This window comes from Methylocella silvestris (assembly GCF_002891535.1).
GTDB lineage: Bacteria > Pseudomonadota > Alphaproteobacteria > Rhizobiales > Beijerinckiaceae > Methylocapsa > Methylocapsa silvestris_A.
Genome location: NZ_PDZR01000007.1, coordinates 1 through 26482, shown reverse-complemented (window position 1 = coordinate 26482; position 26482 = coordinate 1). Strand labels below are relative to the sequence as shown.

Sequence of the window (26482 nt, the reverse complement as noted above, 5' to 3'; positions counted from 1 at the left end):
CCCAGTCCTGTCAGAAATGCCGCCGCGGGGTGGAGCCTTGCAGCTGACAGGCGCATTTGGGCGGGAATCCGTCGCAACGCGGGGAGTATACATGAAAATCAACACCGTCGCCGATCTGGTAATCGAAACTCTCACTCAGATCGGCGTCGGCCGCATCTACGGCGTCGTTGGAGACAGTCTCAACGCAGTGACGGAAGCGATCCGCGTCCGCGGCGCGCCGGAGTGGATTCACATGCGCAATGAGGAGGCTGGCGCCTTCGCGGCTGGCGCCGAGGCGCATCTGACCGGCAACCTCGCCGTCTGCGCCGGCAGCTGCGGCCCTGGCAATCTGCATCTCATCAATGGACTGTTCGACTGCCACCGCTCGCGCGTGCCCGTGCTCGCCATTGCCGCGCATATTCCAAGCCCCGAAATCGGCTCGGGCTATTTTCAGGAAACGCATCCGCAGAACCTCTTTCGCGAATGCAGTCATTTCTGCGAGCTTGTCTCGGTTCCCGAACAATTGCCGCGCATCCTTGAGAGCGCGATCCGCGCCGCCCTCGGCCTCGGCGGCGTGTCAGTCATCGTGCTGCCGGGCGACGTCGCCATGCTGCCGGCCGCCGCGACCGCGATATCGCCCAATTCGGGCCTGCTGCCGCCGCCGCCTGAAGCACGGCCGGCCGCTGCCGAGATCGAGGCTCTGGCCGCTCTGCTGCGCGACGCAAAGAAGGTGACGCTGCTTTGCGGCCGCGGGACAAAGGGCGCCCACGCCGAGCTTCTGGAGCTCGCCGAAACGCTGAAAGCGCCGATCGTCCATGCGCTCGGCGGCAAGGAATATGTCGAATACGACAATCCCTACGACGTCGGCATGACTGGCCTCATCGGCTTCAGCTCGGGCTATGAGGCGATGAAGGATTGCGATGTCCTGCTGATGCTCGGCACGGATTTTCCCTATCGCCAGTTCTATCCGGAGAAGGCGAAGATCGCGCAGATCGACCTTCGGCCGGAAAATCTCGGCCGCCGCTGCCGGCTCGAACTCGGCCTTGTCGGCGACGTCAAGACCAGCCTTCGCGCGCTGCTGCCGCGCCTTGCCGCAAAGGAGGACCGGGCGCACCTCGCCGGCTCCCTCGCGCATTATAAAAAAGCGCGCGAGGGCCTTGACGATCTTGCGACGGGCGAGCCGGGCAAAAAGCCGATTCATCCGCAGTTCGTCGCAAAGACGGTCAGCGAAGTCGCCAGTCAGGACGCAGTCTTCACCTGCGACGTCGGCACGCCGACGGTGTGGGCCGCGCGCTACCTCAAGATGAATGGAAAGCGCCGCCTGATCGGCTCCTTCGTGCATGGATCGATGGCGAACGCCATGCCCCAGGCGATCGGCGCGCAGGCGGCCTTCCCGAAGCGGCAGATCGTCTCCTTCTCGGGCGACGGCGGCTTCGCCATGCTGATGGGCGATTTTCTCACGCTGCGGCAGCAGAAACTGCCCGTCAAGATCGTCATCTTCAACAATGGAACGCTCGGCTTTGTCGAGCTGGAGATGCAGTCCGCCGGCTTCCTGCACATGGGGGTCAGCCTCGATAATCCGGATTTCGCCGCCATGGCCAGAGCGATCGGCGTCCATGGCGAGCGGGTGGAAGATCCCGCTGATCTGCGCGGCGCGCTGGAGCGGGCGTTCGCCCATGACGGCCCGGCGCTGGTCGATGTCGTGACCGCCCGGCATGAACTGCCGATGCCGCCAAAGACGACGGTCGAACAGATGAAGGGCTTCAGCCTTTATATGCTGCGCGCCGTGATGAACGGGCGCGGCGACGAGATCATCGATCTCGCGCGCACCAACGTTCTGCGTTGAGCGCGCTTTCTGCTATTTTTTTAAGCCGCTATTGAACTTTGCTGCAAGCTTGAGCGTTTAGTACGCGGGTTACGCCTAAGGCAAGGCGGCTTTTGGAGAGTTCGATGAAACTGCTTGCGACAGTTGCGGCCGGCTTTGCGGTCGCATGCGCCTTTTCCGGCGCGACGATCGCTCAAGTTCGCACCTATGGCCCGGCGGCGCCTTATTTGACGACGGGCCGCAGCGTCGCCGTTCCGCATTATGTGGAACGCGACGAAACGACGTATCAGGACGCTGGCGCGAAATCGCGCGATGTTCCGTCTGTCGATGGCGCCGCGCCAGCCACGCCAGGCCAGGACGCGACCGCGCACTGAGCTTTCGCAGCCGTACCTGCTCGCGCTGATCGGGGACGCCTCTTATCGCCCTTTTGCCGGCGCCGTTTGGCGCGCAACTCGTCGCGCGCTGCCGCCGCATTTGCGACCTTCAGGCGACCCTTAGGCGAATGTCCAGATCCTGTGCGCCAGAAACGTCCACAGGGCGACGATGCCCGTCGTCACGACCTGTGCGGCAAGATAGGGCGCCCCAGCACCGTTCACGAACAGCGACATGAACACATAGGTCAGCGCCGCCGCGCCGAGGGCGACGAGCGCGAATCGCGCGCCGGTGCGCCGGTGCGGGCGCTCGGAGCGGAACGTATGGCGCCGGTTCAACACATAGGAGAGCGCCGCTCCGGCGACGCTGCCGGCCACCGCGGCGGCCGGAGGGGGCGCGCGCCAAACCTCGACAAGCCCAATCAGAACGCCATAGTGGAGAGCCGTCGCGAGAAGGCCGACGCCGGTAAAGGATGAAAGCTGGCGAAACAACTGCGGCATCGCTATAGATCGCTTCCCCATCGGCATTTTCGCCGCGCGGGGTTGTTTTGGTCTGGACTTCAGCTTTGTCAATGTCGCGGTTTGCGACGCGCCGCTGGCCAGAGCCTGAGCGCGAAGCAGCCGGCCCGTCTTGGAGATAGAGATAATGAAGAACGTTTTTGGGGGATCTCTTGCGGCTCTCGCCGCCGGCCTCGCCATGGTCGGAATCACGGCTGGAGGCGCTGACGCCGCCATCACCCGCGCGGGCGTGCTGCAATGCAATGTCGCAGCCGGGGTCGGCTTTATCGTCACGTCCAGCCGGGCGCTTTCCTGCGTGTTCAGCCCCCGCCGCGGGCAGCCGGAATATTATGTCGGAACGATCCGCCGCTTCGGCCTCGACATCGGCTTCACCACCGGCGGCCGATTCGCCTGGGCCGTTCTCGCGGCCGGGCGCTCGGTGCCGCCCTTCGCCCTGGCGGGCGAATTCGTTGGCGCTGGGGGCAACGCCTCGTTCGGCGGCGGCCTGACCGCCAATGTGCTTGTCGGCGGCAACAATCGGTCGATCAGCCTGCAGCCGCTGTCGGTCGGCGTCGAATCCGGGATTAACCTTTCGGCCGGCGTCGGCGCCATCACGCTCGAGCCCGTCGCCAATCCGCACTGACGGCAATCTCGAACCGGAGCGCCGCGTTCGCGCAAGCGGGCGTCGCGCGCTCTTCAGCCGCCCGCGCTTTCCAGATCATGCTGCAGTTGCAGCCAGAGGTCCGGAAGCTTAAATTTAGCAGGCGAGCCGGTTTGGCCGCGCCCGATCGAGACGCCCCATGCCCGCTTCCTCCGCCGCCCGATCCGCCCACGCCAAAGTCATCATCGTCGGATCTGGCCCCGCCGGCTACACCGCCGCGATCTACGCGGCGCGGGCGATGCTCGAGCCTCTGGTGATCGCCGGTTTCGAATCCGGCGGCCAGCTGATGATCACGACCGACGTCGAGAACTATCCCGGCTTCGCCTCTCCGGTCCAGGGTCCATGGCTCATGGAGCAGATGCGCGCGCAGGCGGAAAATGTCGGCGCGCGGATGGTTTCGGATCATATCGTCAAGGTCGAGCTTGACCGGCGGCCGTTCCGCCTGTTCGGCGACAGCGGCGAGGCCTATGTCTGCGACAGCCTGATCATCGCCACCGGCGCCAAGGCGAAATGGCTCGGCCTGCCGTCGGAAGACGCCTTCAAGGGCTATGGCGTCTCCGCCTGCGCCACCTGTGACGGATTTTTCTACCGCGGCAAGGATGTGATCGTCGTCGGCGGCGGCAATTCCGCGGTCGAGGAAGCCTTGTACCTCAGCCATCTCGCTGCGCGGGTGACAGTGGTCCATCGCGGCTCGGCCTTCCGAGCCGAACGCATCCTTCAGGAGCGCCTATTCAAACGGCCGAATGTCGAAATCATCTGGGATCATGTCGTGGACGAGATCCACGGCTCCGACAATCCGCCCAGCGTGACCCATGTCACCTTGAAGAATGCCGTCACCGGCGCGCTCCGGCCAATCGAGGCGCATGGCGTCTTCGTGGCGATCGGCCATAAGCCCGCCTCGGAACTGTTCGCCGGCCAGCTCGACATCAAACCAAACGGCTATATCCAGACCGCTCCGAATTCGACCGCGACCAACATTCCAGGCGTCTTCGCCGCTGGCGACGTGACCGACGACATCTACCGTCAGGCGGTGACGGCGGCTGGGATGGGCTGCATGGCGGCGCTCGAAGCCGAACGCTGGCTCGCCGCCGAGGAACATCGCCGGATCGCCGCGGAATAAGTCATCAAATTTTCGCGCATCCCTCTGGCGGCGTTGTAGTTTCAACGATTTGCGTCATCCTCCAGACGCACAGCGCGCCCTCAAGACGCGCCGGCGCGGGCAATTATGCCTGCACGGGGGAACTTCCATGAACGCCAGCCGCAATTTGCTTTACGCCCTGCTTTTCGCCGCCGCCGCCAGCCTGCCAATCGCAGGCCATGCGCAGACCGCCGCGCCCGCGGCCCCGAGCGCGGCGAAACCCGCCGCCGCGCCGGCCAAACCGGCGGCGCCCGCCAAGGCCGCGACGCCGGCCGCCGCGCTGCTGGACATCAATTCGGCCAGCGAGCCCGAGCTTCAGGCGTTGCCCGGCATTGGCGACAAACGCGCCGCCGACATCATCAAAGGCCGGCCCTATAAGGGCAAGGACGAGCTGGTGCAGAAGAAAATCATCCCGCAGGGCGTCTACGACAAGATCAAAAGTCAGATTATCGCCAGGCAAAAATAGACGCCCCGCATTTTTACAATCGATTTTTACGGCGACCCGCGGCAACCTCTGCCGCTAGGCCAGTAGCGTTTTTCGCCGGAGATCTTGCTGCCCGGATCTCCGCGGCCGGAAGCGGCTCTTGCGGAGCGCTCCGGGCGCTTGCCTTCGGCCATCTGTCAGGAGATCGTTCGCCGCATTCAACTGTCGTCGTAGCTGTGCTAATCGCCATTGCCTATGCAAGCCAGCCGCCCGCCCGGCGCGGCAAAAAAGGATGACTTCATGTTTCCAAAGCCCGCGCCGCAGCTCTTTCCCAATACGCTCGCCTATGAGACGACGCCGATGGTGAAGCCGACCGGCTTTCGCGAATATGACGCGCGCTGGCTGTTCGAGAAGGAGATCAATTTGATGGGGGTCCAGGCGCTGGGCCTGGGGCTTGGGACGCTGCTGCGCGAGATGGGCGTCAAGCCCGAGCTCGTCACCGGCCACGACTTCCGCTCCTATTCCTCTTCGATAAAACTCGCCATGATCACGGGACTGATGGCGGCCGGCGTGAAGGTGCATGACATCGGCCTCGCCCTGTCGCCGATGGCTTATTTCGCGCAGTTCGAACTTGACGTTCCGGCCGTCGCCATGGTCACGGCGTCGCATAATGACAATGGCTGGACCGGCGTGAAAATGGGGGCGCAGCGGCCGGTGACGTTCGGGCCTGACGAGATGAGCCGGCTGAAGGAGATCGTTCTCGCCGGCGCCTATAGCTACGCCGACGGCGGCTCCTATCGTTTTGTCGAAAACTTTCCCGCCCGTTACGCCGCCGACCTGACGAACCGGCCGAAACTCAAGCGCAAACTGAAAGTCGTCGCCGCCTGCGGCAATGGCACGGCGGGCGCCTTCGCCCCGGCGATCCTCGAACAGCTCGGCTGCGAGGTGATCCCGCTCGATGTCGACCTCGACTTCAATTTCCCGCGCTACAATCCAAATCCTGAAGACCTTGAGATGCTGCACGCCATGGCCGCCAAGGTGCTGGAGACGGGGGCCGATGTCGGCCTCGGCTTTGACGGCGACGGCGACCGTTGCGGCGTCGTCGACAACAAGGGCGCGGAAATCTTCGCCGACAAGATCGGCGTGATGCTCGCGCGCGACCTCTCCAAGCTGTATCCCGGCGCGACTTTTGTCGTTGACGTCAAATCGACCGGCCTCTTTGCCTCCGACCCGGACCTCATAAGCCGCGGCGTCAAGGCGGATTACTGGAAGACCGGCCATTCCTACATCAAGCGGCGCGTGAGCGACCTTGGCGCGCTCGCGGGTTTTGAAAAATCCGGCCATTTCTTCTTCAACGCGCCGGTCGGGCGCGGCTATGACGACGGGATTTTGACCGCGATCCATGTCCTTGACATGCTCGACCGCAACCCCGGCAAGTCGATGTCAGAGCTTTACGAGGCGCTGCCGAAAACCTGGGGCTCGCCGACCATGTCGCCGCATTGCGACGACGAGACGAAATATGGCGTCGTCGAAAAGACGCTCGCCCGGTTTTCCGCCCTTGAGGCCGAAGGCGCAAAGTTGACGGGCCAGAAAATCAAGAGCCTCGTCACCGTCAACGGCGTCCGGGTCACTGTCGAGGACGGCACTTGGGGGCTGGTGCGCGCCTCCTCGAACAAGCCCGAACTTGTCGTCGTCGTCGAAAGCCCCGTTTCGGAAGCGCGCATGCGCGAGATGTTTCACGCTGTCGACGGGATTTTGCGCGAGAATCCCGAAGTCGGCGCCTATAATCAGACGATCTGACCCTGCTGTGGGGACAGCGCTCAACGCGCTATCCCCACCCGTGGCGCCCTTACGGGCGTCAATCCTTGCCGACAAGCGTTCGCGTCGAGGCCTGTTTGGTGCTGTTTGCGATCGTGACGTCTTTCAGGATCGTGGAGACGAAGCCAGGTGAATTCGTCGCCTTTGCGTTCCAGATCGTCGTATCCATGGCTCCGGTGCTAAGGTTGTAGTTGACCGCGCAATTGGCGCAGCTGTTGCCCTGCCATACAGTTCCCCACATGGCCCCATTCCCTTCCTCGACATAGGCGCCGCCGCCCGGATTTTGATAGAAGGTCAGGTGATTGTAGCCTTCCCCGAATGTGTAGGGAAAGGTGCCGCTGCGCGCCGTGATCTGATTGTTGCGGACCTCGGCGGCGAGCACGCTTTTGCCCCAGAACACATTCTGCGTCATCATGACGAAGCCGATCGAGACATATGACGGATAGTTGCCGTTGAGATTTTTCAGGACATTTCCGTTGATTTCAATGTTGCGCGCGACATTGAAAAAGTTCCGCCCCGCGCGCTGATTGGCTTGCGACGGCAGGAGATAGATGCCGCCATTGTTGGTGAGCTGGTTGCCGACGACGGAGACGTTGAGAAAGACGCCATGATACATGGCGATCCCTATCGGATTGCCGACCATCGTGTTGTTGCGGATAAGGGCGTTTTCATAGGACGGAGCGGAGATCGTGAAATGATCCCCCGCGGCGGGGACGACGTCGAAGGGCGGGTCGACGGTAAAACTGTTGCCGTTCTGCGCGGCTATCTTGCGCCACTGACCGGCGCCGGCGCCGCTGACGATCACGACTTTCGAATTGGGGTAGACTTTCCAGGTGCAGGCTCCAGAGCATTTCGAATCGTCGGCGATGATCGCGGCGCTCGCCGTGGTGACGGTCCCGAAGTCCTCGCGCGGCGAGCCGCCGCCGCCCTCGTTCAGAATGGTCTCGCCATCGCCCGCATTATATTGAATGACGCCGTCCGAGGTGTCGAAGATATTGTTCTGAAACACGATATTTGTGCCGAAGTTCAGCGAGACCTGCCTTCCGCCGGCGGCTGTCCGCGACAGCACGTCGCCCAGCCTGATCGGCCTGACGATCCACGGCCAGGAGAGCTGGTCCGGCCCCGCGACCACCGTATCCGACGCGCTGCGCGTGAAGTGGTTGTTCTCAAAAATCGCGTTGACGAGATCCCCAAAGGCGTTCTGATTGCTCGCCCATCTGATCGTATTGTTCTTGAGCGTCAGATTGGTGGTGTTGGTGATGAGCAGCGCCCCCGCCCCGCTGCCGTTCCAGGAGTTGATCGCCTGTTTGAATGTTGAATTGAGGATGGCGATGCGATCGCCCTTGAGGTTGATGGAAAATCCGGTGCCGAGATCCCATACAACCCGCTGGATGATGACCTTCGAGACCGGCTGCTGCCAGGTTCCAAGATTGGTCGTCGTGCTCGTCTTGTCCTGATTTTGCAAGGTGAGATCGACGAAGCCGGTCATTGACGCGCCCGCGCCGATGATGAACCCCGGCTTCGTCGCCGTGTAGATGATCTTCGTCGCTGACGCGCTCTGTCCCTGCAGCACCACGTTGGACGTCAGACTGATGCTGGTGGAGCCGATATTATAGGTTCCCGCCGGCAAATAGACGACGCCGCCGTAACGCGCCGCCACGTTGATCGCCCCCTGGATGGCCGGTCCGTCGTTTGTCTTTCCGTCGCCTTTGGCCAAGGTCGGCAGAACGACGTCGGTTCGCACATTGAAGACATGGTGGTCGGCGAGGTTCGTTCCCTTGACGCCGGCCTTGTAGCCGGGACCGTCGGCGGTGACGAAATCATAGGCCCATGGCTGCCCGATCGCGAACCGGTCGACGCCCGCGGCGTGGCCAGCAACGCTCGCCTCGCTCATGGCGCTCGCATAGCCATTGGAAACCAGAACCTTGTAGGCATGGCCGGCGAGAACGCCGGTCGGCGTCACGTCGAGCATATAGGCATTGCTCGCCGAAACGCCGACGACCGCCTTGATCTGCGCTCCCGTGCCGACGTCCACAAGCGTCGCCGTCGGCGCGAGCGTCCCAAGCAGGAGATTGCGGCCGAAGATCCGGAAATGCGCGCCGGCGGCAATCTCGGGGTTGTCGAAATGCTGCGGCTGCGGCGTATTGATGAGGACATGCGGGCTGGTCGCCGCGCCATTTGCAACCCACACCTCATAGACATCGAAGACCGCCGCCTTGGGGACTTCGACGACAATGGTTGCGTCGTCCGCAGTCTTGACGGGCAGCTCCGTGGTCGTCGTCAGCCGGCGCGGCTTCAGATAAACGCGCGGGGTCGAACCGAAGCCCGAGCCAGCAAGGCTGAAGACGTCGCCGGGCTTTGCCGTGAACGGCTTGTTGATGATGACGGGCTTTGCGACCGCGTCGGCCAGGGCTGCGCCGGACGGATGAATGGCCAGGGCGGCCAGCGGGGCGGCGGCGAGGATGGCGATGGCGCGGCGGCGGCGTCCTCGCCTCCGGGCCGGCGGCTCAAGCGCGCCTCCCCTACGTAAAAGAGATGTATAGATCGATCTAATTCGCAGCATATTTGCCTCCAATGAACGATAAGATTGACTAAATTTCTGTAAAAGCAGAAATATAAGCCGATAGCCTGTTCAATGGTCAGCAACATGAGACAAAGACGTTACGCCACGCTCTATGCGGAACGGATATATTATTGAATATTATCTGCTAAATTGTGCGCGACTGCGCTTAACGCTGCGGCGTGACGCAAGGGAATGCCGTCTCAGCGCGCGTGGAAGCGAGCCAAGCTGCGCTGCGCCGCCTCAGCCCCAAAGGGCTGCTGAGGCCGGCAGAATGACGGAGCCTTCGTAGACGAGCCCGTCCACCCGGTCCCTCTCGAGCAGCAAGGGACCGTCAAGATCGACGAAGCGGGCGCGCGCGGCGGCCAGAAGCGCCGGGGCCATGGCGAGCGAAGTGCCCACCATGCAGCCGACGATGATTTGAAAGCCGAGCGCTTCGGCTTCCGCCGCCATCGCCAGCATTTCCGTCAGGCCGCCCGTCTTGTCGAGCTTTATATTGACTGCGTCATATTTTGCGCGCAGCGATTCAAGACCCTGCCGCGCGTGGACGCTCTCGTCGGCGCAGACGGCAATCCGGCGCGGGCGCCCGACCAGCGCGGCGTCGCGTCCGGCCGGCAGCGGCTGCTCGATCAGCGCAACCCGCGCCGCCTCGCAGGCTGCAAAATGGGCAGGAAGATCCTCTTCGCTCCAGGCCTCATTGGCGTCGACGATCAGCGTCGCTTCGGGCGCCGCAGCGCGCACGGCCGCGATGCGGGCCGGATCGCCCGCGCCGGCAAGCTTGATCTTAAGCAGGGGGCGCGCTGCCGCCCGGACCGCGGCGGCCGCCATTTCGTCCGGCTCGCCGACCGAGATCGTATAGGCGGTGACGACCGGCCGAGGGGCGGCAAGGCCCGCAAGTTCGAAGGCGCGGCGCCCGCTGCGTTTGGCTGCAAGATCCCAAAGGGAGCAGTCGAGCGCGTTGCGCGCCGCTCCCGGCGGCAACAGCTGGCCGAGCACGGCGCAGTCCGCCCCCTGTTCGATCGCGGGGCGAACGGCCTCGATCTGCGCCAGCACGCTTTCGACGCTTTCGCCGTAGCGGCCGTAGGGCACGCATTCGCCGCGCCCCCTTGCGCCTTGCCCTGCGTGGCGTTCATCCACGATCGTCGCGACGACGACGATGGCCTCCGTCTTCTGCCCGCGAGAAATGACGAATTTACCGGCGATGGGAAATTTTTCGACGGCGACGGAGAGTTTTGACGCGGGGTTTGCCATGAGCGTTGATCGCAAAATCCGCGCGCCGCGGCAATTGCGGCCGGCGCTGATTATTGCGGCGGCGGGGTCACGCCGAGAATGGCCGCAGCTGCGAGCACGGCGAAGCCCAAAATAAGCTCCGCTGCAATGGCGCCGATGAGAAAGCCAGCTGGCGCGTCTTGGGCTTTCCCCGCAACTTGAAACCTTGGCGTCAGCACGAACCGATTGAAGCATGCGAGGGCGAGCATAAGGACCGCCATCGCGACCTTGGCGCACAGGATGTCCCCATAGGGCGTCTCGAAAAGTCGCTGGAAGGATCTGCCCAACCGAAATGCAATATTGGCGACGCCGCCAAGAAGGACCGCCGCGACGGCCATCATGGCTATTGCGGAATAGCGCAAGAGCACATCGAGCTTTGCGGTAAGGACTTTATCCCCGCCGTCGCGGTCTTCGGCCAGGGCGGATAGAAGCGGCGCGAGGCCGCCGATCCAGGCGCCGGCCCCAAGAACATGCAGACTGTAGGCGGCGATCATCGTAGCCCCATAAAATCCCGCGCCGCCTTGCGCCGCGTGTCCGAGAAACGCCTGATTGACGAACAGCAGAGCGCCAAGGACGCCGAACGCGGCGAAGACGGCGAGCCCCATCTTCGGCCGCATCGCGAGGGCGAGCGCGCCGGCGAGCAAGCCGAGTCTCAAAAGAGCCGCCGCGCCGAATTCCGTTTCAAGGAAAAACAGTTTCAAGGTTTCAGAATCGAACAGCGCGCCCCATTGCGGATCGGCAGGGTCGCTCGCCGCATTGACGATGAGGGCGCAAAGCCAGGCGACGCCTGAAAGGGTGGCGGCCGGCGCAGCGACGCGAAGCAACCTTCGCGTCGCCGCAAATGTTTTCGGCCAAAGGCGGCTCGCCGCCAATGGGTCGGCAAAAGCGTAGAACCAGAACAGCGGCGCGCCGAACATAAGGCTAAGGGCGGCGAAATGGAGCCAGCGGGCGGCGAAAAGCAGAGCCTCGACGCTCACGCCGCCCGCTCCGGCTCAGCGGCCGACAGAGAAAGTAAAACTTCCCTGCGTCCGATGCGTATCGACCGAAACGGCGTGCCATTTAACCTGGTAGGCGCCTGGCGCCAGCGCATTGGCGATCGGCGTGATCAGAACCGCCTTGTCGCCCGGCGGCTGCGTCGGCTTGCCGGTGGCGACCGAAGCGCCGCCCGCCGTCGTCAGACTCAATCCGCTGAACTGGGGGACAATTGGCTCGCTGAAAACAAGCCGTATCTCCGTTGGCGCGGTCGAAACCGTCCCCCCGACCGGCGGCGTGGCCTTGTCGAGAAAGGCGTGCGCATGTGCGTTGGTCGCGGCGACGCCAAGCCCAAGGCAAAGCACAAGACCCAGTTTTACAAACTTTTGCATGGACGTCCCCTAAAAAGCAGAAGCCGGCCCGTCGAACAGCGGACGGCCGATCGAATCCGGGAAGATGTTATCGAGATAGAGATGCAACTGCGCGATGACGCCGACATGCTTGCCGCTCGCCGAATTGATCGGCAGCTGCGCTTCGAGCCCGAGCTGAAACGTCTGCCCGACATAAATAACGCCAGGATTGACGAGACCTGTCGTGACGTGGCTGTTGCCGCTACCGGGCGGTCCGATATTCGCCACGGGCGTTGAGAGAGAAACCTCGACCAGCGGAATGAGCCGCTTGAGAAGATCATTGTCGATCGCGCTGATATTGGAGTTCATATAGGGCAGACTGTATTGCAGCGAAAAACCCCAGTTGAAGAAGGTCGGGTCTTGATCGACATCGATGTCGACGTCGCCGGTCTCGAAGTTTCGCGTGATGATCGTCGAGATCGGATGGGTCGAAAGCTCGACGCCAAGCTGCCCGGTCAGCGCGAACGGCCTCAGCGCGTTAAGGCTTGCCGGCAGATCGCCAAATCCCTTGCCGAAAAAGATTTGCGGCGACCAGCTTGTGAAGGCCTCCGCGCCGACGCCGGCGGCGCCAGTGTGTCCCCACTCGAACTCAACGCCGGCGGAAAGCATAAATTCATGCTCGGGGTTGATAAAAAGGACGTATTTGAGCGACGTCGAAAGATTGTCCCAGCCGTTCGCCCGCGGGTTGTTCTGATGAATGAATCCGTCTTCGATCGAAATGCCAAGCGCCGGCGTGATGCGCTTGTCATATTCGAACGAGAACACATTGGTCTGCGATCCATCCGGATTTGTAAGGTAGGCGAAAGTCGGGAGCGATAATTCGTCGTTGACGCCAGGATCGTCGATGAGCAGCGTCGCCGGAAAGAAGCGATCGCCGACGACGACGTGAGAGAGAGCGGGAGTTACGCCAGCGGCAAAGGCCGCAGCGCCGATCGCGCAGGCGCGCGCCAGAAAAGCGTTCAAAGTCATGGACAGCCTCGAGAAATGAAAAGCGAAGAGGCCGGCGTCCCGTCAGGGGCGGCGCCGGCGGCGCATTTTCAGATCGACGGAGGCCCGCGTGGTCGGCCAACGACCGGTCCAGCCGCGATGACGATTATATGGCTGGCGGGGCGCAGAACAGGCGAGGGCGCAGCATCCCCCGGATAATCCGCTTCGCTCGCGGCCACGGCGAGAAGTGCGTCGTTTTGCGACAGGCTACAGCAGGGACCATCGCAAGGCTGCTGGTCGTCGCCCGACTGACGCTTTTTGTCGCCGGCTACGCCGGCGCAGAGAGCGACATGCGCCGCAGGACCAAGCGCCGTCTGGAGCCCTGCATCGAAGGAGGCGGATGTGACTTGCGTGCGGCAGCACGGGTTGAAGGCGGCAAGAACAAAAGCCAGCAGCGCGACGAACGCCAGACAGCGATCGGCCCCAAGGCGATAACGCGTCAACGCGTGAGGCGCACGCCGCCCCCCACTCCGACTTCTCTTCGACACGCGCGCACCTGAAACTAAGCTTCAACGGTAATTCGCACGACAAAAGCTAAGACCTGGAACGACCCTTCTGCAACCGGTTACAAGCGGAGGCTGGAGATTGCCCCTTCAAGCGACATTTCTATCACGGCAGGTGAGGGCCGCCGGCGCTCGCCTCGACTTCGCCGCGGCTGACGGCTACATCCATTAGCGCGCGGGTTCCGCGCCGAGCTCGACGCTTGCAGCCTGACTCCTGGAGCTGACATTGGACGTTGCGCAAGGCCCGACATTTTCGAGCGAACCCTCTGACGAGGGCGTTCGCCTGAAACTCGCCGGCCATTGGACGCTTGACGCTTGCGCCGACATCGAGGAGGGCGCGCAGGCGCTGGTCGACGCCGGCGCCGGCGTTAAGCACGCCATACTCGACCTTGCCGGCGTCCAGCGCATGGACACCGCCGGGGCGTGGCTGATAGACGGCGCCCGGCAGCAGCTCGACGCCAAAGGCGTTTCGGCCGATTTCGCCGGCGGGCGGCCGGAAATCGACATTCTGCTCAAGGAAGCCCATTTCCGCAGCTTCGAACAACCGCCCGGGCGCAAGGGCCTCTACATCGTGACGCTGCTGGCCGACGTCGGCGAAAGCGTCGTCGCCTCGGGGCGCGACGTTTATCGCGGCGTCGAATTTCTCGGCGAGGTTGTCGCCTCCATCGGCAAGAGCGTCATCCAGCCGGCCCATTTCCGCGGCACGGCCCTCGTCGCCCAGATAGAGACGATCGCCCTGCGCGGCGTTCCGATCATCGTCCTCATCAATTTTCTTGTCGGGGCGATTGTCGCGCAGCAGGGCATTTTCCAGTTGCGGCGGTTCGGCGCGACGATCCTCGTCGTCGATCTCATCGGCATTCTGATCTTGCGCGAATTGGGCGTGCTGCTGACCGCGATCATGATCTCCGGCCGCTCCGGCTCGGCGATCACCGCCGAACTCGGCTCGATGAAGATGCGGGAGGAGATCGACGCGCTCATCGTGATGGGGCTGCGCCCGATCGACGTCTTGATCGCGCCGCGCATCCTCGCCCTCATCCTCAGCCTGCCGCTGTTGACCTTCCTCGCCGACATGGCGGCGCTCGCCGGCGGCATGCTCGTCTCCTGGCTCTATGGCGGCATCACGCCGAAAAGCTTCGTCGCCTTGCTCCCCGAGGCGATCGCGCTGCGCACCTTCCTCAGCGGCCTCATCAAGGCGCCTTTTATGGGGCTCATCATCGGCCTCATCGCCTGCATGGAGGGGCTCGCCGTCGCGGGCTCGGCCGAATCGCTCGGCCGCCAGGTGACGGCCTCGGTGGTGAAATCGATCTTCATGGTGATCGTCGTCGACGGGCTGTTCGCCGTCTTCTTCGCGACGATCCGGTTTTAGGCGGCCAGATGCAGACTCCGTCTCCGCCGCCCGCGCCGCAAGTCGCCCCTGCGCCAAAAAAGCGCAGCCGCGCCAATCCCCGCGCCGCGGCGCCGGAGATCGCGATCAGCGTGCGCGGTCTTGTCGTCGGCTTCGGCGAAAAACTTGTTCTCGACGGGCTCGACCTCGATGTGCGGCGCGGCGAGATCCTGGGCTTCGTGGGCGGCTCCGGCACCGGAAAATCCGTGCTGACCCGGACCATCCTTGGCCTCATCCCGAAACGCGCCGGCAAAATCGAATTGTTCGGCTCCGATCTCGACAAGGTCAGCCGTGTCGAATTCGACGCGCTGGAGCGCCGCATCGGAGTGATGTTTCAGGGGGGCGCGCTGTTTTCCGCTCTCACGGTGAAACAGAATGTTCAGGTGCCGATGCGAGAGCATCTGAACCTCTCCCGCCGTCTTGCCGACGATCTTGCCATGCTCAAGATCGAGCTTGTCGGTCTGCCGCCGGACGCCGCGGACAAATTTCCGTCGGAATTGTCGGGCGGCATGATCAAGCGGGCGGCGCTGGCGCGTTCGCTCGCGCTCGATCCCGAGCTTTTGTTTCTCGACGAGCCGACCTCCGGCCTCGATCCGATCGGAGCGGCCGAATTTGACGATCTCATCACGACCCTGCAAAAGACTCTCGGGCTCACGGTCTTTATGGTGACGCATGACCTCGACAGCCTCTATTCGGTCTGCGATCGCATCGCCGCCCTTGCCGACAAAAGGGTGATCGAGACGGGGCCGATCGAGACAATGCTCGCGTCGGAGCATCCCTGGCTCAGGGCATATTTTCACGGCAAGCGGGCGCGCCAGCTCAGCGCGTCCACGATGGGAAAAACGGCGCAGGGAGATCGGCAATAGGCCGCTTTGCGACCGCGTAAAACCATTCGGTCGAAAGAAATCGGTCCGGATTCAAAAGCTTGAGCGTTTTCTTGTCGATCAATTTTATCAACCTGATCGGAATATGCTCAAGGCCAGCGGGGCTCCCTCAGGTGGGCAATCCTCGGCGCGGCTCTAAGGAACAGGACAAGGCGTCTCGATGGAAACAAGGGCCAATTACGCTCTGATCGGCGGCTTCACCCTCGCGGTGGTCGCCGCCGCCTTCGCCTTCGTCCTGTGGTTCTCGGGCGGGGAGAAGGCCGGCGGCCAGCACGTCTACAGGGTCGTTTTTACCGGATCGGTGTCGGGTCTTTTGCGCGGCGCGGCCGTCCTTTTCAACGGAGTGAGGGTCGGCGGCGTGACCAAGATCGACTTTGTTCCCGACAGTCCGGGAAAGGTCTATGCGCTGATCGAGATTGACGCCCGCGTGCCGATCCGGGTCGACACCAAGGCGCGGCTTGAGACCACCGGCCTCACCGGCGTCGCCAATGTCGCGCTCTCCGGCGGTTCGGAGGACGCCAAGACGCTCGAGCCCGGCCCGGACGGGGCGCCGCCCACGATCATCGCCGAACGCTCCGATTTCCAGGATCTGATCGAGAGCGCGCGCAAGATCGCCGGGCAAGCGACGGAGTTTCTTGACCGGACCAACAAGGTGCTCGACGAAAACTCCGGCTCGATCACCGCTTCGGTCAAGAATATCGAGAAATTTTCCGATGCGCTCGCCGCCAATTCCGACGGTTTGAAGGATTTTCTCGGCTCCATGGCCGATGTCGGCCGCGCCATCAAGCCGCTGACCGCGAAACTCGAAACGCTCGCTGATGGCGCAAATAATGTCATCAAGGCGGTCGATCCGGCGCAGGTGAAGACGATCGTCACCGATTTCGCGCAAATGTCCGGCAAGCTCAACGCCGCGGCTGATAAGGTCGACAGCGTGCTGACCAATCTGAACGGCTTCCTTGCGACGGGAGACAACAAGGGCGTGTTCGAGGAGATCGCCGCGGCGGCGCGCTCGATCCGCAAGCTCGCCGACGACGTCAATGCCCGCTGGAAGGATATTGGCGGCAATCTGGCCCGCTTCAGCGGGTCGGGCCTGCGCCAATATGAAGCGCTGGCGACCGACGGCCGCAAGACGCTCGATCTGCTCAATCAGGCGATCCGCTCGATCGAGCAGAATCCGCAGCAATTCATCTTCGGCAGGAAACAGCAGATTCCGGAATATTCAGGGGCGCGTTAATCGTCGATGATGTCTTTGGCGCCTATAACGGGCTTTCCCTTTACCTTGCCGATGGACGCATGACTTTCACCAGATCAGAGGCGCGCCGCCCTACGGTTTGCGCGCGGCTGGCGCGGCTGGCCGCGCTCGTCTCGGTTGGCGTTTTGCCGGCCGCCTGCGCCTCCGCGCCGCCGGCGACCTTCAATCTCGACTCCGCCGCGAGCGGGTTTTCGGCGAAGCAGGCGCGCCGCGGACAGATCGCCATCGCCGCCCCAACGGCGCTGCCGCCGGTCGATTCCAACCGGATCGTCGTCCGCGTCGGAGAGGATCAGATCGCCCTGCTGACGGGCGCCGCCTGGGCCGATCAGCTGCCGGCGCTGTTACAGGCCAAACTCATCGCGACTTTTCAGAACGCCAGTCTGATTCGCGCCGTGGTGGCGCCCGGCATGTCCGCCGATTATGAATTGCGCAGCCAGATCCGCAGATTCGAATATGTGGCGGGCCGCGGCGCGGTGTTCGTCGAAATCTCGGCGCAGATCGTTGGCGGCGCCGGCCGCATTGTGGCCGGGAAGATATTCTCCGCGACCGCCCCGGCGCCCGCCAATGACGGCGCGACCATCGTCGCCGCGCTGAACGCCGCGACGGCCGAGGTCATGCGCCAGATCGTACGCTGGACGGCGCCGCAGATTTAGTCGGCGAAGCCGACCGGTTCATCGGACGGAAAATTTATCCGCAGGCTCCGCCAAAAGCGGGATGCGGCACGACCGCGCGCCGCAGCATCGACCGGCTATCCCCGCTCTTGATGCGATGCAATGTCGATCCGGCGCAAGCCCGCGCGACGCCGGCCGAAAGCCCCGCTAGCAACAGATGATGCAAAAGCTCGTGGCTGAGCTGCGCCCTGCGTGGGCGCCGAAACGGTGCGCAATTCCCACCGCTCTCCAGATCCGCCTTGGCGCCACGGGTCCGTGTGCAAATGCGGCGCTTTTCGATGAACGGGCGAACATGGCGCGCAACGATGCTTCCCCGGCACAGCTGAACGAGCCGCTCGTCGCGGCTATTTGGTTGTGTAGCCGCCGTTGATCAGCACGGTCTGGCCCGTCATCCACCAGCCCTCGGAGACGAGGAAGCGGATCAAGGGGACAATGTCCTCGATGTCGGTCAGCCCCGTTTTGGAGAATTTGGAAAGCGCCGCCGCCGACTTATTATAGGCGACCGCATCGGCGCCTTCGGCGGGGTAGAAAAACGGCGTATCCATTGGGCCGGGGCCGACCGCCGTCACCGAAATGCCCCGCTCGCCAAATTCCTTGGACGCCGCTCTGGTGAAATGTTCGACCGGCGCCTTGGTCCCGGCGTAAGCCGCGTAAAAAGGCGTATAGGCGCCGAGCAGCGAGGTCACCAGCGTAACGATCTTGCCGTTGTCGTTGAGGTTGCGGCCAGCCTCCTTGAGGAAGAAAAACGCTGTTTTCGAGTTCACCGCCGTCATCTCGTCATAGTCGGCCTCCGTGATCTCGAGGAAGGGTTTCTTCAAGACCTTGCCGACCGTGTTAATGGCGATATCCGGCTTGCCGACGGCCGCCTTGACGTCGTCGAACAGCTTGGTCACCGCGGCCGCCGTTGTCAGATCAGCCTGAAACGCCGCCGCCGCGGCGCCCGAGGCCTTGACGGCGGCGAGGGTTTCATCGGCAGCGCGCTTTGTCGCGGCGCTGTTGTAGTGAATTGCAATCGCCTGCGCGCCATGCGCGGCGAGATCCCGTGCGATCAGGCCGCCGAGATTTTTTGCGCCGCCGGCGATGAGAACTGTCTTACCCCTGATGCTGTGATCCGCCATGCCGTTTCCCTTTCAGCCAAGAGCCGATCGCCCCTGGACGGCGCACAAGATAGCGTCTATAATTTCTGTATAAAGTCGTAAAACTTGACGTCACATGTCAGAAAATCCGAACAATGACGCCGGACTGCGCCTGACAACATGGACCGCATCGACCTTTTTCAAATTTTTACGCGCGTGGTGGATTGCGGGAGCTTTACCCGTGCCGCCGAAACGCTGAGGCTTCCGCGCTCCTCCCTGTCGGCCGCCGTCCAGGATCTGGAGATCCGGGTTGGCGCGCGCCTGCTCCACCGAACGACGCGCAAAGTCTCCCCGACGCAGGATGGCGAGGCCTTTTACGAGCGCTGTTTACGCCTGATCGCCGACGTCGAAGAAGCCGAGAATTTATTCCGGCAGACGTCCGTCAGCCCGAGCGGCACGATCCGGATCGATGCGCCAGGCCGCATTGGCCGGCGGATCATCGCCCCGGCGCTGCCTGACTTTCTTGCGCGCTACCCCGAAATCAATATCGAACTCGGGGTGACCGACCGCGCCGTGAATCTTGTCGAGGACGGCGTCGACTGCGTGCTGCGTGTAGGGGATTTGACGGATTCAAGCCTGATCGCCCGCCGTATCGGCGACCTGCCCCTGATCAACACGGCAAGCCCCGCCTATCTTCAACGATTTGGCGCCCCTCGGACCCCCGCCGACCTCGAAAATCATTGGGCTGTCTTCTACGCCTCGCCATCGACAGGGCGGGTTGCCGATTTTGAATGGGTCGAGGGTCATGAGATCCGCACAACGCCGATGCGCGGGCGCGTGACGGTCAATAGCGCCGAGGCCTATATCGCCTGCGCTCTCGCCGGCCTCGGCGTCATCCAGATTCCCGCCTATGATGTGGCAGATCAGCTGGCGGCGGGACAGCTTGCCGACATCATGCCGTCCTACCGCGCGGCGCCGATGCCGATGGCGCTTTTATACTCACATCGGCGTCATCTCTCGCGCCGACTGCAGCTCTGCCTTGACTGGCTCAGCGTCCTTCTGGCCGCGACCATTCCGGCAGCGGACTGACCGGGCGAACGCCGATATGGGCTGGCGGCTTAGAGCCGATCCGCGATCGAGGTTTTCGGCGGCTCATTTATGGGCGCGAGGCCAGCAACGCAATCGCCCGTAAGATCGATGATCGCCTGGGCGAAACGCGAGGCGTCGCCGAGGGCCGAAAATGGCGCCGTCGCAATCGCCATGCGCCGCCACAGCGCCTCGTCGCCATCGATCAGCCCCATGAAATAGGCAAGACCCTCCGGATTGTCTGGCTCGATCACGAAGCCATTGACGCCGCTGCGCACGAGAAGGTCGCGCGCGCCGCAATTCTCGGAGACGATGACCGGCAGTCCCATCGCCTGCGCCTCGATCACCACATTGCCGAACTGCTCCTGCGTGCTCGGCAAGATCAGAGCGAGAGTCTTGCCAAGGATCGGGCACACTTCCTCGATCTGCAGAAAACCGCGAAAGACCACGCTGTCCGACAGGTCGAGCCGTTCGGCTTCCTCGCGCAATTCGGCCTCGAGCGGTCCCGAGCCGCAGATGTGCAGCGGGCGCGGGCGCGCCGCTGCGGCGCGATAGAGCGCGTAAGCGTTGAGCGCCATGGAGAGGTTCTTCTTCGGCACCATGCGCGAGACGATGGTGAAATGGCGCGCCGCGAAGGGCGGGCCGCCCGGCGCGCGATCGACGCCCGCAAGACTCCTGATCCGGTCGGTCGAGAGCGTATCGTAATTCAGGACGATCCGCTTCTCGGACAGGCCAAGGAAGCGGAAGTAATCAGCGGCGCGCGTGCCCGAGGCGACCGCCCCCGCATAGGGTAGATAGAACATCTTCTTGATGAGTTCGCGCCCGACGTAGCGGCGATAATCGTCGTACTTCGAATCATTCATGACGAAGACGCGGCTTCCTGTCAGTCGCAGCAGCGCCGCGGTCAGGAAGATGAAGGGCGATTCATAGTGGCAGAAAAAAAAATCCGCCGGGCGCAACGCGAAACAGGCTCGGGCAAGAGCGTAAAATTTTCGCAGGAAGGAAACTTCGTCAATTTTCTTGCCGTGGAACAGCGTCTTCTTTTTGAATTTTGTTCCGGACTCGGAATTCCATTCATAAACTTGGCTGTTTCCTCCAAGCTCAAGCCCGATGACTTTGCGCCCTCCGCCCACGCGCGAGGCCACTGCGTCGCAGCGGTCGGAATGGATGGGACCGAAATTTTCCCAGACGAATACAATCGACTCCGCGGTCATCTCTGCATCGCCTAAATCCCTATGACACCGTCGGGTAACGAACACAGCGGCCTCCGCCATGCAAGAACCATTCTGGGCGTGGCAGCCCCACGGCGTCTGTTTTCGGTCAAGTCGGGCGCGGGCTTTTGCCGTTTCGGGCGGGCGACCAATGCGCAAGGCCATCACGGTCGGACACCGACTGCCATCAAAGACGAGGGGCAAACAAATCCCGGTTCGAAAACCCTTGTCCTCAAGCGCGGACGCCCTATCCTATGCGCGCCACGTTGCTGTCGATCAATAGCAATCGCGATCCCGCCGCCGTCCGGGACTATAGGCCCCAGCAAGCTCGGTATCCAGCAAATGCATGCGTTGCGAATGCTTTGCCGAAACTTGGGATGGCGTCAATATCACGGCTCCTCCGCCCCCGCGCGGGCGCTTCGGCGAAAGGACGCGAAATAATCAAATCGCGCCAAAAAAGCGCCGATCGACGCCGAAAACACAATTACGGATGACCAAAAGATCGCGCGGGGCAAAAAAGGGCCCGCAAATTCCTGCCTTTGGGCGCGGCGCGCCTTCATTCAATTTGACGAGAGAACGCAGCCACACGCGCCGATCGCGACGCCTAACCTTTCGGCCCGCCGCGCGACACCCCGACTTTCGCCGGACGAAGCACCCGCTCGCCGATCACATAGCCGGGTTCGATCACCTGCGTCACCGTTCCGTTCGGCACGGATTCATCAGGCTGCTCGAACAGGGCCTCATGTAGATTGGGGTCGAATTTCTGGCCGGCCGGATCGACCTTCCTGACGCCGAAGCGTTCGAGACGAGAGGCGAAGTCGCGCTCGGTCAGCTGCAGCCCCTCGATCAGGGTCTGCACCGCCGCGTCGGCCCTGGCACGAGCCTCCGCCGGAACATTGGCGAGAGCGCGATGCAAATTGTCGGCAAACGTCAGCATGTCGCGGGCAAACGCCGTGACGCCATAGGTTTTCGCGTCGGCTACTTCCTTTTCGGTGCGACGGCGCAGGTTTTCCATATCGGCGAGTGTGCGCAGGAGCTTGTCCTTGAGGCTCGTATTCTCGGCCTGAAGGTTCTCGAGCACCACGAAGGGATCTGGCTCCTGGGACGGCCCCTGGGGCGCGTCTGCTTCGCCGGGACCGTTTTCCGCGTTCTTTATATCGTTCATGACTCATTCTTTTGAAGCTTAAGGCAGTTCGGATATCAGTTCTGCGGACGCAAAAATCAAGTTTTTCGCGGCGCCTTGAATTAACTAGAGACGGACGCGGCCTTGCGCCGCCAAAAAACACTATCTGCGAGCAGGCCTCGCGCCAGATTCGCCTTTGGGTTGATCGAATATCGGAAGGATCTTGCGGCGGACCGCCTCTTGCCGCTCCGCCACGGTGATTTTCGCCCCCTCATTATCCGACACATAGAAGACGTCGGCCGCTTTCTCGCCGAAGGTCGCGATATGCGCCGAGACGATATTGAGGTCGAGCTCCGAAATCGCCGTCGTGAGATCAAACAGTAGCCCTGGTCTGTCGAGGCCGGAGGCCTCGATGACGGTAAATCGGCTCGAGAGCGAATTATCGATCGTAACCTCGGGATGCACCTTGAAGGTTTGCTGCCGCGCCGCCGACGAACTCACGCGGGCGGCGACCATATCTGCGAGGGTGATTTCCCCGGCGAGCGCATTTTCGACTGCAAAGGCGATGCGGCTCGCGCGGCGCAGCTCGTCCTCGTCGAAATCGAATTCGCGCGATACGACGATGGTGTCGAGCGCCATGCCGTCAGTCGTCGTGAACACCTGCGCGTCAACGATATTGGCAGACGAGGCGGCGCAGGCGCCAGCGATGATCGACAGGAGATGCGGCGAATCCGGAGCGATCACGGTCAGTTCGGTGACCCCGCGCAGCGGCTCGATGTCGATATGCGTCACCGGCGCGCGCATCTCGACCTCCGTCATGTTCAGCAGCTTGGCGTGCAGGATCTGCTGGTTGAGGTCGGCCTTGAGCCAATAGGCCGGCGGATGGCGCTGGGCGTAAGCCTCGAAATCCAGATCCGACCAATTCGGCAGGGCCCGCCGCAGCTCAAGCTGAGCCTGCGCGACCCTGCGCCTCCGGTCGATGGTCGAATGACCGCCCGCGAGCATCATCTCGGTTTCCCAATAGAGGGTGCGCATCAGCTCGGCCTTCCAATGGTTCCAGACTCCGGGACCGACCGCCCTGATGTCGCAAACCGTCAGGATGAACAACATTTTCAGCCGTTCGAGCGTCTGCACCTTTTTGGCGAAGGTCACGATCGTCTGCCGGTCGCCAAGATCGCGACGCTGCGCCGTATCAGACATGACAAGATGATTCTCGATCAGCCACGCGACGGTTTCCGTCTCGGCGTCGCTCAAGCCGAGCCGCGGACAGACCTCGCGCGCGACCCGCGCCCCGGCGATGGAATGATCCTCGACGCGGCCCTTGGCGATATCGTGCAGAAACGAGGCGACGATCAGGGCGGTCCGGTTGTTGATCGCCTGCAACATCTCGCTCGCCAGGGGATGCTCGCCGGAATAGCGGTTCTGCTCCATGTCGGCGAGATTGCCGACGGTGCGCAGGAGATGCTCGTCCACCGTATAATGATGGTACATGTTGAACTGCATCAGAGCGACGATCCGGCCGAAATCCGGCACGAAACGGCCAAGGACGCCCGCCTCGTTCATGAGACGCAGCACGATCTCCGGCGTGTTGCGCGAGGTCAGAATGTCGAGAAACAGCAGATTGGCTTCGGGGTCGGCGCGAAGCTTGGCGTCGATGCGCTTCAGCGAGAGCGTGACGAGACGCGTCGCGTCGGGGTGAATGGCGAGCCCGTTGCGGTCGGCGACCCAGAACAGTTTGATGAGGTTGACTGGATTGGTTTCAAAGGCTTCGAGCCCGGCAACGGTGATGCGGCCATTGTCGATGGCGAAATCGCCCGCCGCGATCGAGGCCGGCGGCGGCAGGAAGGGGCCAAAGCGGTCGAGCATGGCCATCGGCTTGGCCTGACGCTCCTCAAGCGCGGCGCAGACGATGGCGGTGAGGTCGCCGACGTCCTTGGCGATCAGAAAATAATGCTTCATGAAGCGCTCGACGCTGGCAAGGCCGACGCGCTCGGAATAGCCGAGCCGCGCGGCGATTGGCAGCTGCAGGTCGAAGCTCAGCCGCTCCTCGGCGCGGCCCGTCATGAAATGAAGATGGCAGCGCACCCGCCAGAGAAAATCCTCGCAGCGGCAGAACAGGCGATATTCCGCCTTTGAAAACAGCCCGGCAGCGACGAGTTCGGACGCCTCGCGCACCTCGTAGACATATTTCGCGATCCAGAACAGCGTATTGAGGTCGCGCAGGCCGCCCTTGCCGTCCTTGACATTGGGCTCGACGAGATAGCGCGAACGGCCGGCTCGGGCGATGCGGGCGTCGCGCTCAGCCAGCTTGGCGGCGACGAATTCGGCGCCCGCGCCATGCACGATCTCACGCTCGAAGCGCGTCCGCATGGTCTCGAATAGCGCGCCGTCGCCGACCAGCAAGCGGGCCTCGAGAAGAGCGGTCCGCACGGTAAAATCGGCAAGGGCCTCCTCAAGACATTCCTCGATGGAGCGGACCGAGTGGCCGATCTTCTGTCCGAGATCCCACAGGATGTAGAGGATTGACTGCACGATCGCCTGGCAGCGCGCGCCGGGCTCCTTGTCCAGAAGAAAAAGCAGATCAATGTCTGAGCCCGGAGCCAGGGTCGAGCGGCCATAGCCCCCGACCGCGGCGATCGCGAACGGCTTTGCCGGCGCGCCTGCTATCGGCGGATGAAGATAGGTCACCACATAATGATAGATTGCCCCAATCATCTCGTCTTCGATTTGGGCGAGCTGCCCGGCGCAAACGAGGCCCCGCCCCTTGGCTTCAAGAGCGGCGCGCGCTCGGGCGCGTCCGCTGTCGAGCGCCGCGCGCAGGATCGAGAGGACCGCCGCGCGCGGCGATTCGTCAGCGACCTGCCCGTCGTGATGCACGGCGGCGATCGCGGCGCGGACGCCGGCGCGGTCGAAAAGCGATCCGGGCGGCGGCCCGGACGCGCGTCTGCGCTTCGTTGGGGAAATCGTCTCGAGCATGCCGTCAAACATTCCGATTAGATCAGATTGATGGGTTGAATTGAATCAATCCGAAAAACACGACGTTATTCCAGGTCTTCCGAGGCTGACGTCGATCCGAAAGAGCTGCTTCTTTTCGACATCATGGGCGCGAGGCTGCAGCGCGATCTTCGCCAGAGCCGTGCGCGCCCGCCCCGGCTTCTGGCGAGACTATAGCGGTTTTCGCATGCCGTCTCGCCTCGATCGCGTCCCATGCCGCTACGGCGAGATCTGGACCTCCGACCCGCCTGATCGCCCGGACGCCCGTAGGAGAGGTGACGTTGATTTCGGTCAAATGCCCATCAATGACGTCGATTCCGACAATAATCAGGCCAAGCCGCTTAAGTTCCGGACCTATCGCCGCACAGATCTCGCGCTCGCGCGGCGTAAATTCGGTCGCCGCCGCAGCGCCGCCGCGCACCATATTGGACCGGATGTCGTTTTCTGCCGGCACGCGATTGACGGCCCCAAGCGCGGCGCCATCGATCAGGATAATGCGCTTGTCGCCGCGGCTGACCGCGGGGAGGAACTGCTGCACGACCCAGGGCTCACGAAAAGTCGCCGTGAACAGATCGAACAGCGAGCCGAAATTGGGATCCTTCCGCGCGACCTTGAAGACGGCGGAGCCGCCATGACCGTAAAGCGGCTTCATCACCACCTCGCCATTCGCCTCGCGAAATTCCTCGATGGCCTTCTTGTCGCGCGAGATCAGCGTCTTTGGCATCAATTCGGGGAATTTCATGACAAACAGCTTTTCCGGAGCGTTCCTGACGCTGGCCGGATCATTGACGACAAGGACGCGCGGCGGCAGCATTTCAAGGAGGTGCGTCGAGGTGATATAGGCAAGATCAAAGGGCGGGTCCTGGCGCAGCAGTACGACGTCGACGCCGGCAAGATCGACGGCCCGTTCCTCGCCAAGCGTGAAATGATCCCCCGCGATATCCCTCACCGCCACAGCGCAGGCCAGCGCGATGACGCGCCCGTCCGAGAAGGAAAGCTTGTCGGGCGTATAATAGATCAGCCGATGGCCGCGCGCCTGCGCCTCCAGCATCAGGGCGAACGTCGTGTCGCCGGCGATATTGACCTTTTCGATCGGGTCCATCTGGACGGCGACGGTTAGCGGCATGGATTATTTGCTTTCTGAGGCGCGATCAGCGGGCGTTCGGCGTCATGCTCTGCGCCGACGGTGTTTTCGCAGAGGATGCGCCTTCGGCACAAGGCGTCGGCGCGGGCGCGGCGTCAAGCCGCGGCCCACGCGCAGAAGGCAGACAATGCTAACCCGCCAGCGCGGCGGGGGGCTCCGTCTTCCGCCCGTTGGCCAAGCCGCTCTCCGCCTGCCCCTGCGCCAGCCCTTGCGCCAGCCCCCGAGCAGGCTCCTCCGAGGCC

At 63.0% G+C, this 26482-nt stretch carries 23 protein-coding genes; 11 read left to right on the top strand and 12 right to left on the bottom strand.

Going from position 1 to position 26482, the window contains the following annotated elements; genetic code table 11:
* Window positions 1-91 precede the first annotated feature (91 nt).
* Entirely contained in the window at window positions 92-1825 is a 1734-nt protein-coding gene (poxB, locus tag CR492_RS08140; protein ID WP_102843256.1) for a ubiquinone-dependent pyruvate dehydrogenase, read from the top strand.
* A gap of 104 nt (window positions 1826-1929) precedes the next feature.
* A complete protein-coding gene (locus CR492_RS08135) occupies window positions 1930-2178 on the top strand; it encodes a hypothetical protein (protein WP_102843255.1) in 249 nt (82 codons plus the stop codon).
* Window positions 2179-2298: 120 nt separating this feature from the next.
* Here CR492_RS08135 and CR492_RS08130 read toward each other — a convergent pair whose 3' ends face one another.
* Window positions 2299-2676, bottom strand: a complete 378-nt coding sequence (locus tag CR492_RS08130; protein WP_102843254.1) for a GtrA family protein — start codon at window positions 2674-2676, stop codon at window positions 2299-2301.
* Between the two features lie 145 nt (window positions 2677-2821).
* On the opposite strand from CR492_RS08130, the gene CR492_RS08125 reads away from it, so the two are divergent.
* From CR492_RS08125 to CR492_RS08110, 4 genes are all read left to right on the top strand, one after another.
* Window positions 2822-3316, top strand: coding sequence for a DUF992 domain-containing protein (locus tag CR492_RS08125; protein WP_102843253.1), 495 nt, complete (start codon window positions 2822-2824; stop codon window positions 3314-3316).
* Window positions 3317-3473: 157 nt separating this feature from the next.
* The gene (gene trxB / locus CR492_RS08120; RefSeq protein ID WP_102843252.1) at window positions 3474-4454 is read left to right on the top strand and encodes a thioredoxin-disulfide reductase; all 981 of its coding nucleotides are present in this window, start codon (window positions 3474-3476) and stop codon (window positions 4452-4454) included.
* Window positions 4455-4581: 127 nt separating this feature from the next.
* Entirely contained in the window at window positions 4582-4938 is a 357-nt protein-coding gene (locus CR492_RS08115) for a ComEA family DNA-binding protein (protein ID WP_102843251.1), read from the top strand.
* 258 nt (window positions 4939-5196) lie between these two features.
* Window positions 5197-6696, top strand: a complete 1500-nt coding sequence (locus tag CR492_RS08110; protein ID WP_102843364.1) for a phosphomannomutase/phosphoglucomutase — start codon at window positions 5197-5199, stop codon at window positions 6694-6696.
* Window positions 6697-6754: 58 nt separating this feature from the next.
* Here CR492_RS08110 and CR492_RS08105 read toward each other — a convergent pair whose 3' ends face one another.
* From CR492_RS08105 to CR492_RS08080, 6 genes are all read right to left on the bottom strand, one after another.
* Complete coding sequence (locus CR492_RS08105; protein ID WP_146030207.1) at window positions 6755-9277, bottom strand: glycosyl hydrolase family 28-related protein; 2523 nt, start codon at window positions 9275-9277, stop codon at window positions 6755-6757.
* 240 nt (window positions 9278-9517) lie between these two features.
* Window positions 9518-10525 (bottom strand): N-acetyl-D-Glu racemase DgcA, encoded by a 1008-nt coding sequence (gene dgcA / locus CR492_RS08100; protein WP_102843250.1) that lies wholly within the window; start codon window positions 10523-10525, stop codon window positions 9518-9520.
* A gap of 50 nt (window positions 10526-10575) precedes the next feature.
* The gene (locus CR492_RS08095; protein ID WP_102843249.1) at window positions 10576-11520 is read right to left on the bottom strand and encodes a CopD family protein; all 945 of its coding nucleotides are present in this window, start codon (window positions 11518-11520) and stop codon (window positions 10576-10578) included.
* Window positions 11521-11535: 15 nt separating this feature from the next.
* Window positions 11536-11907 (bottom strand): copper homeostasis periplasmic binding protein CopC, encoded by a 372-nt coding sequence (gene copC, locus CR492_RS08090; RefSeq protein ID WP_102843248.1) that lies wholly within the window; start codon window positions 11905-11907, stop codon window positions 11536-11538.
* Between the two features lie 9 nt (window positions 11908-11916).
* On the bottom strand, window positions 11917-12894 hold the full coding sequence (locus CR492_RS08085) for a hypothetical protein (RefSeq protein ID WP_102843247.1): 978 nt from the start codon (window positions 12892-12894) through the stop codon (window positions 11917-11919).
* A gap of 68 nt (window positions 12895-12962) precedes the next feature.
* Window positions 12963-13355 carry a hypothetical protein gene (locus tag CR492_RS08080; protein ID WP_102843246.1) on the bottom strand — a complete coding sequence of 131 codons (393 nt, stop codon included), beginning with the start codon at window positions 13353-13355 and terminating at the stop codon, window positions 12963-12965.
* Between the two features lie 286 nt (window positions 13356-13641).
* On the opposite strand from CR492_RS08080, the gene CR492_RS08075 reads away from it, so the two are divergent.
* The 4 genes from CR492_RS08075 to CR492_RS08060 all read left to right on the top strand — a co-directional run bounded on the left by CR492_RS08075 (window position 13642) and on the right by CR492_RS08060 (window position 17588).
* Entirely contained in the window at window positions 13642-14781 is a 1140-nt protein-coding gene (locus tag CR492_RS08075) for an MlaE family lipid ABC transporter permease subunit (protein WP_102843245.1), read from the top strand.
* Between the two features lie 8 nt (window positions 14782-14789).
* Window positions 14790-15665 (top strand): ABC transporter ATP-binding protein, encoded by an 876-nt coding sequence (locus CR492_RS08070; RefSeq protein ID WP_245412014.1) that lies wholly within the window; start codon window positions 14790-14792, stop codon window positions 15663-15665.
* A gap of 178 nt (window positions 15666-15843) precedes the next feature.
* Window positions 15844-16917, top strand: a complete 1074-nt coding sequence (locus CR492_RS08065) for an MlaD family protein (RefSeq protein WP_102843244.1) — start codon at window positions 15844-15846, stop codon at window positions 16915-16917.
* Between the two features lie 59 nt (window positions 16918-16976).
* Complete coding sequence (locus tag CR492_RS08060; RefSeq protein ID WP_245412013.1) at window positions 16977-17588, top strand: ABC-type transport auxiliary lipoprotein family protein; 612 nt, start codon at window positions 16977-16979, stop codon at window positions 17586-17588.
* Between the two features lie 362 nt (window positions 17589-17950).
* Here CR492_RS08060 and CR492_RS08055 read toward each other — a convergent pair whose 3' ends face one another.
* Window positions 17951-18724, bottom strand: a complete 774-nt coding sequence (locus CR492_RS08055) for an SDR family oxidoreductase (RefSeq protein WP_102843243.1) — start codon at window positions 18722-18724, stop codon at window positions 17951-17953.
* Between the two features lie 138 nt (window positions 18725-18862).
* Here CR492_RS08055 and CR492_RS08050 point away from each other — a divergent pair, with 138 nt between their 5' ends.
* Window positions 18863-19771 (top strand): LysR family transcriptional regulator, encoded by a 909-nt coding sequence (locus tag CR492_RS08050; RefSeq protein ID WP_102843242.1) that lies wholly within the window; start codon window positions 18863-18865, stop codon window positions 19769-19771.
* 29 nt (window positions 19772-19800) lie between these two features.
* On the opposite strand, the gene CR492_RS08045 is transcribed toward CR492_RS08050, so the two are convergent.
* The 4 genes from CR492_RS08045 to gshB all read right to left on the bottom strand — a co-directional run bounded on the left by CR492_RS08045 (window position 19801) and on the right by gshB (window position 26222).
* Complete coding sequence (locus tag CR492_RS08045; RefSeq protein ID WP_102843241.1) at window positions 19801-20982, bottom strand: glycosyltransferase family 4 protein; 1182 nt, start codon at window positions 20980-20982, stop codon at window positions 19801-19803.
* 601 nt (window positions 20983-21583) lie between these two features.
* Window positions 21584-22144 (bottom strand): nucleotide exchange factor GrpE, encoded by a 561-nt coding sequence (grpE, locus tag CR492_RS08040; RefSeq protein WP_102843240.1) that lies wholly within the window; start codon window positions 22142-22144, stop codon window positions 21584-21586.
* Between the two features lie 120 nt (window positions 22145-22264).
* Complete coding sequence (locus CR492_RS08035) at window positions 22265-25078, bottom strand: [protein-PII] uridylyltransferase (RefSeq protein WP_102843239.1); 2814 nt, start codon at window positions 25076-25078, stop codon at window positions 22265-22267.
* Window positions 25079-25199: 121 nt separating this feature from the next.
* On the bottom strand, window positions 25200-26222 hold the full coding sequence (gene gshB, locus CR492_RS08030) for a glutathione synthase (RefSeq protein ID WP_102843238.1): 1023 nt from the start codon (window positions 26220-26222) through the stop codon (window positions 25200-25202).
* Window positions 26223-26482 lie beyond the last annotated feature (260 nt).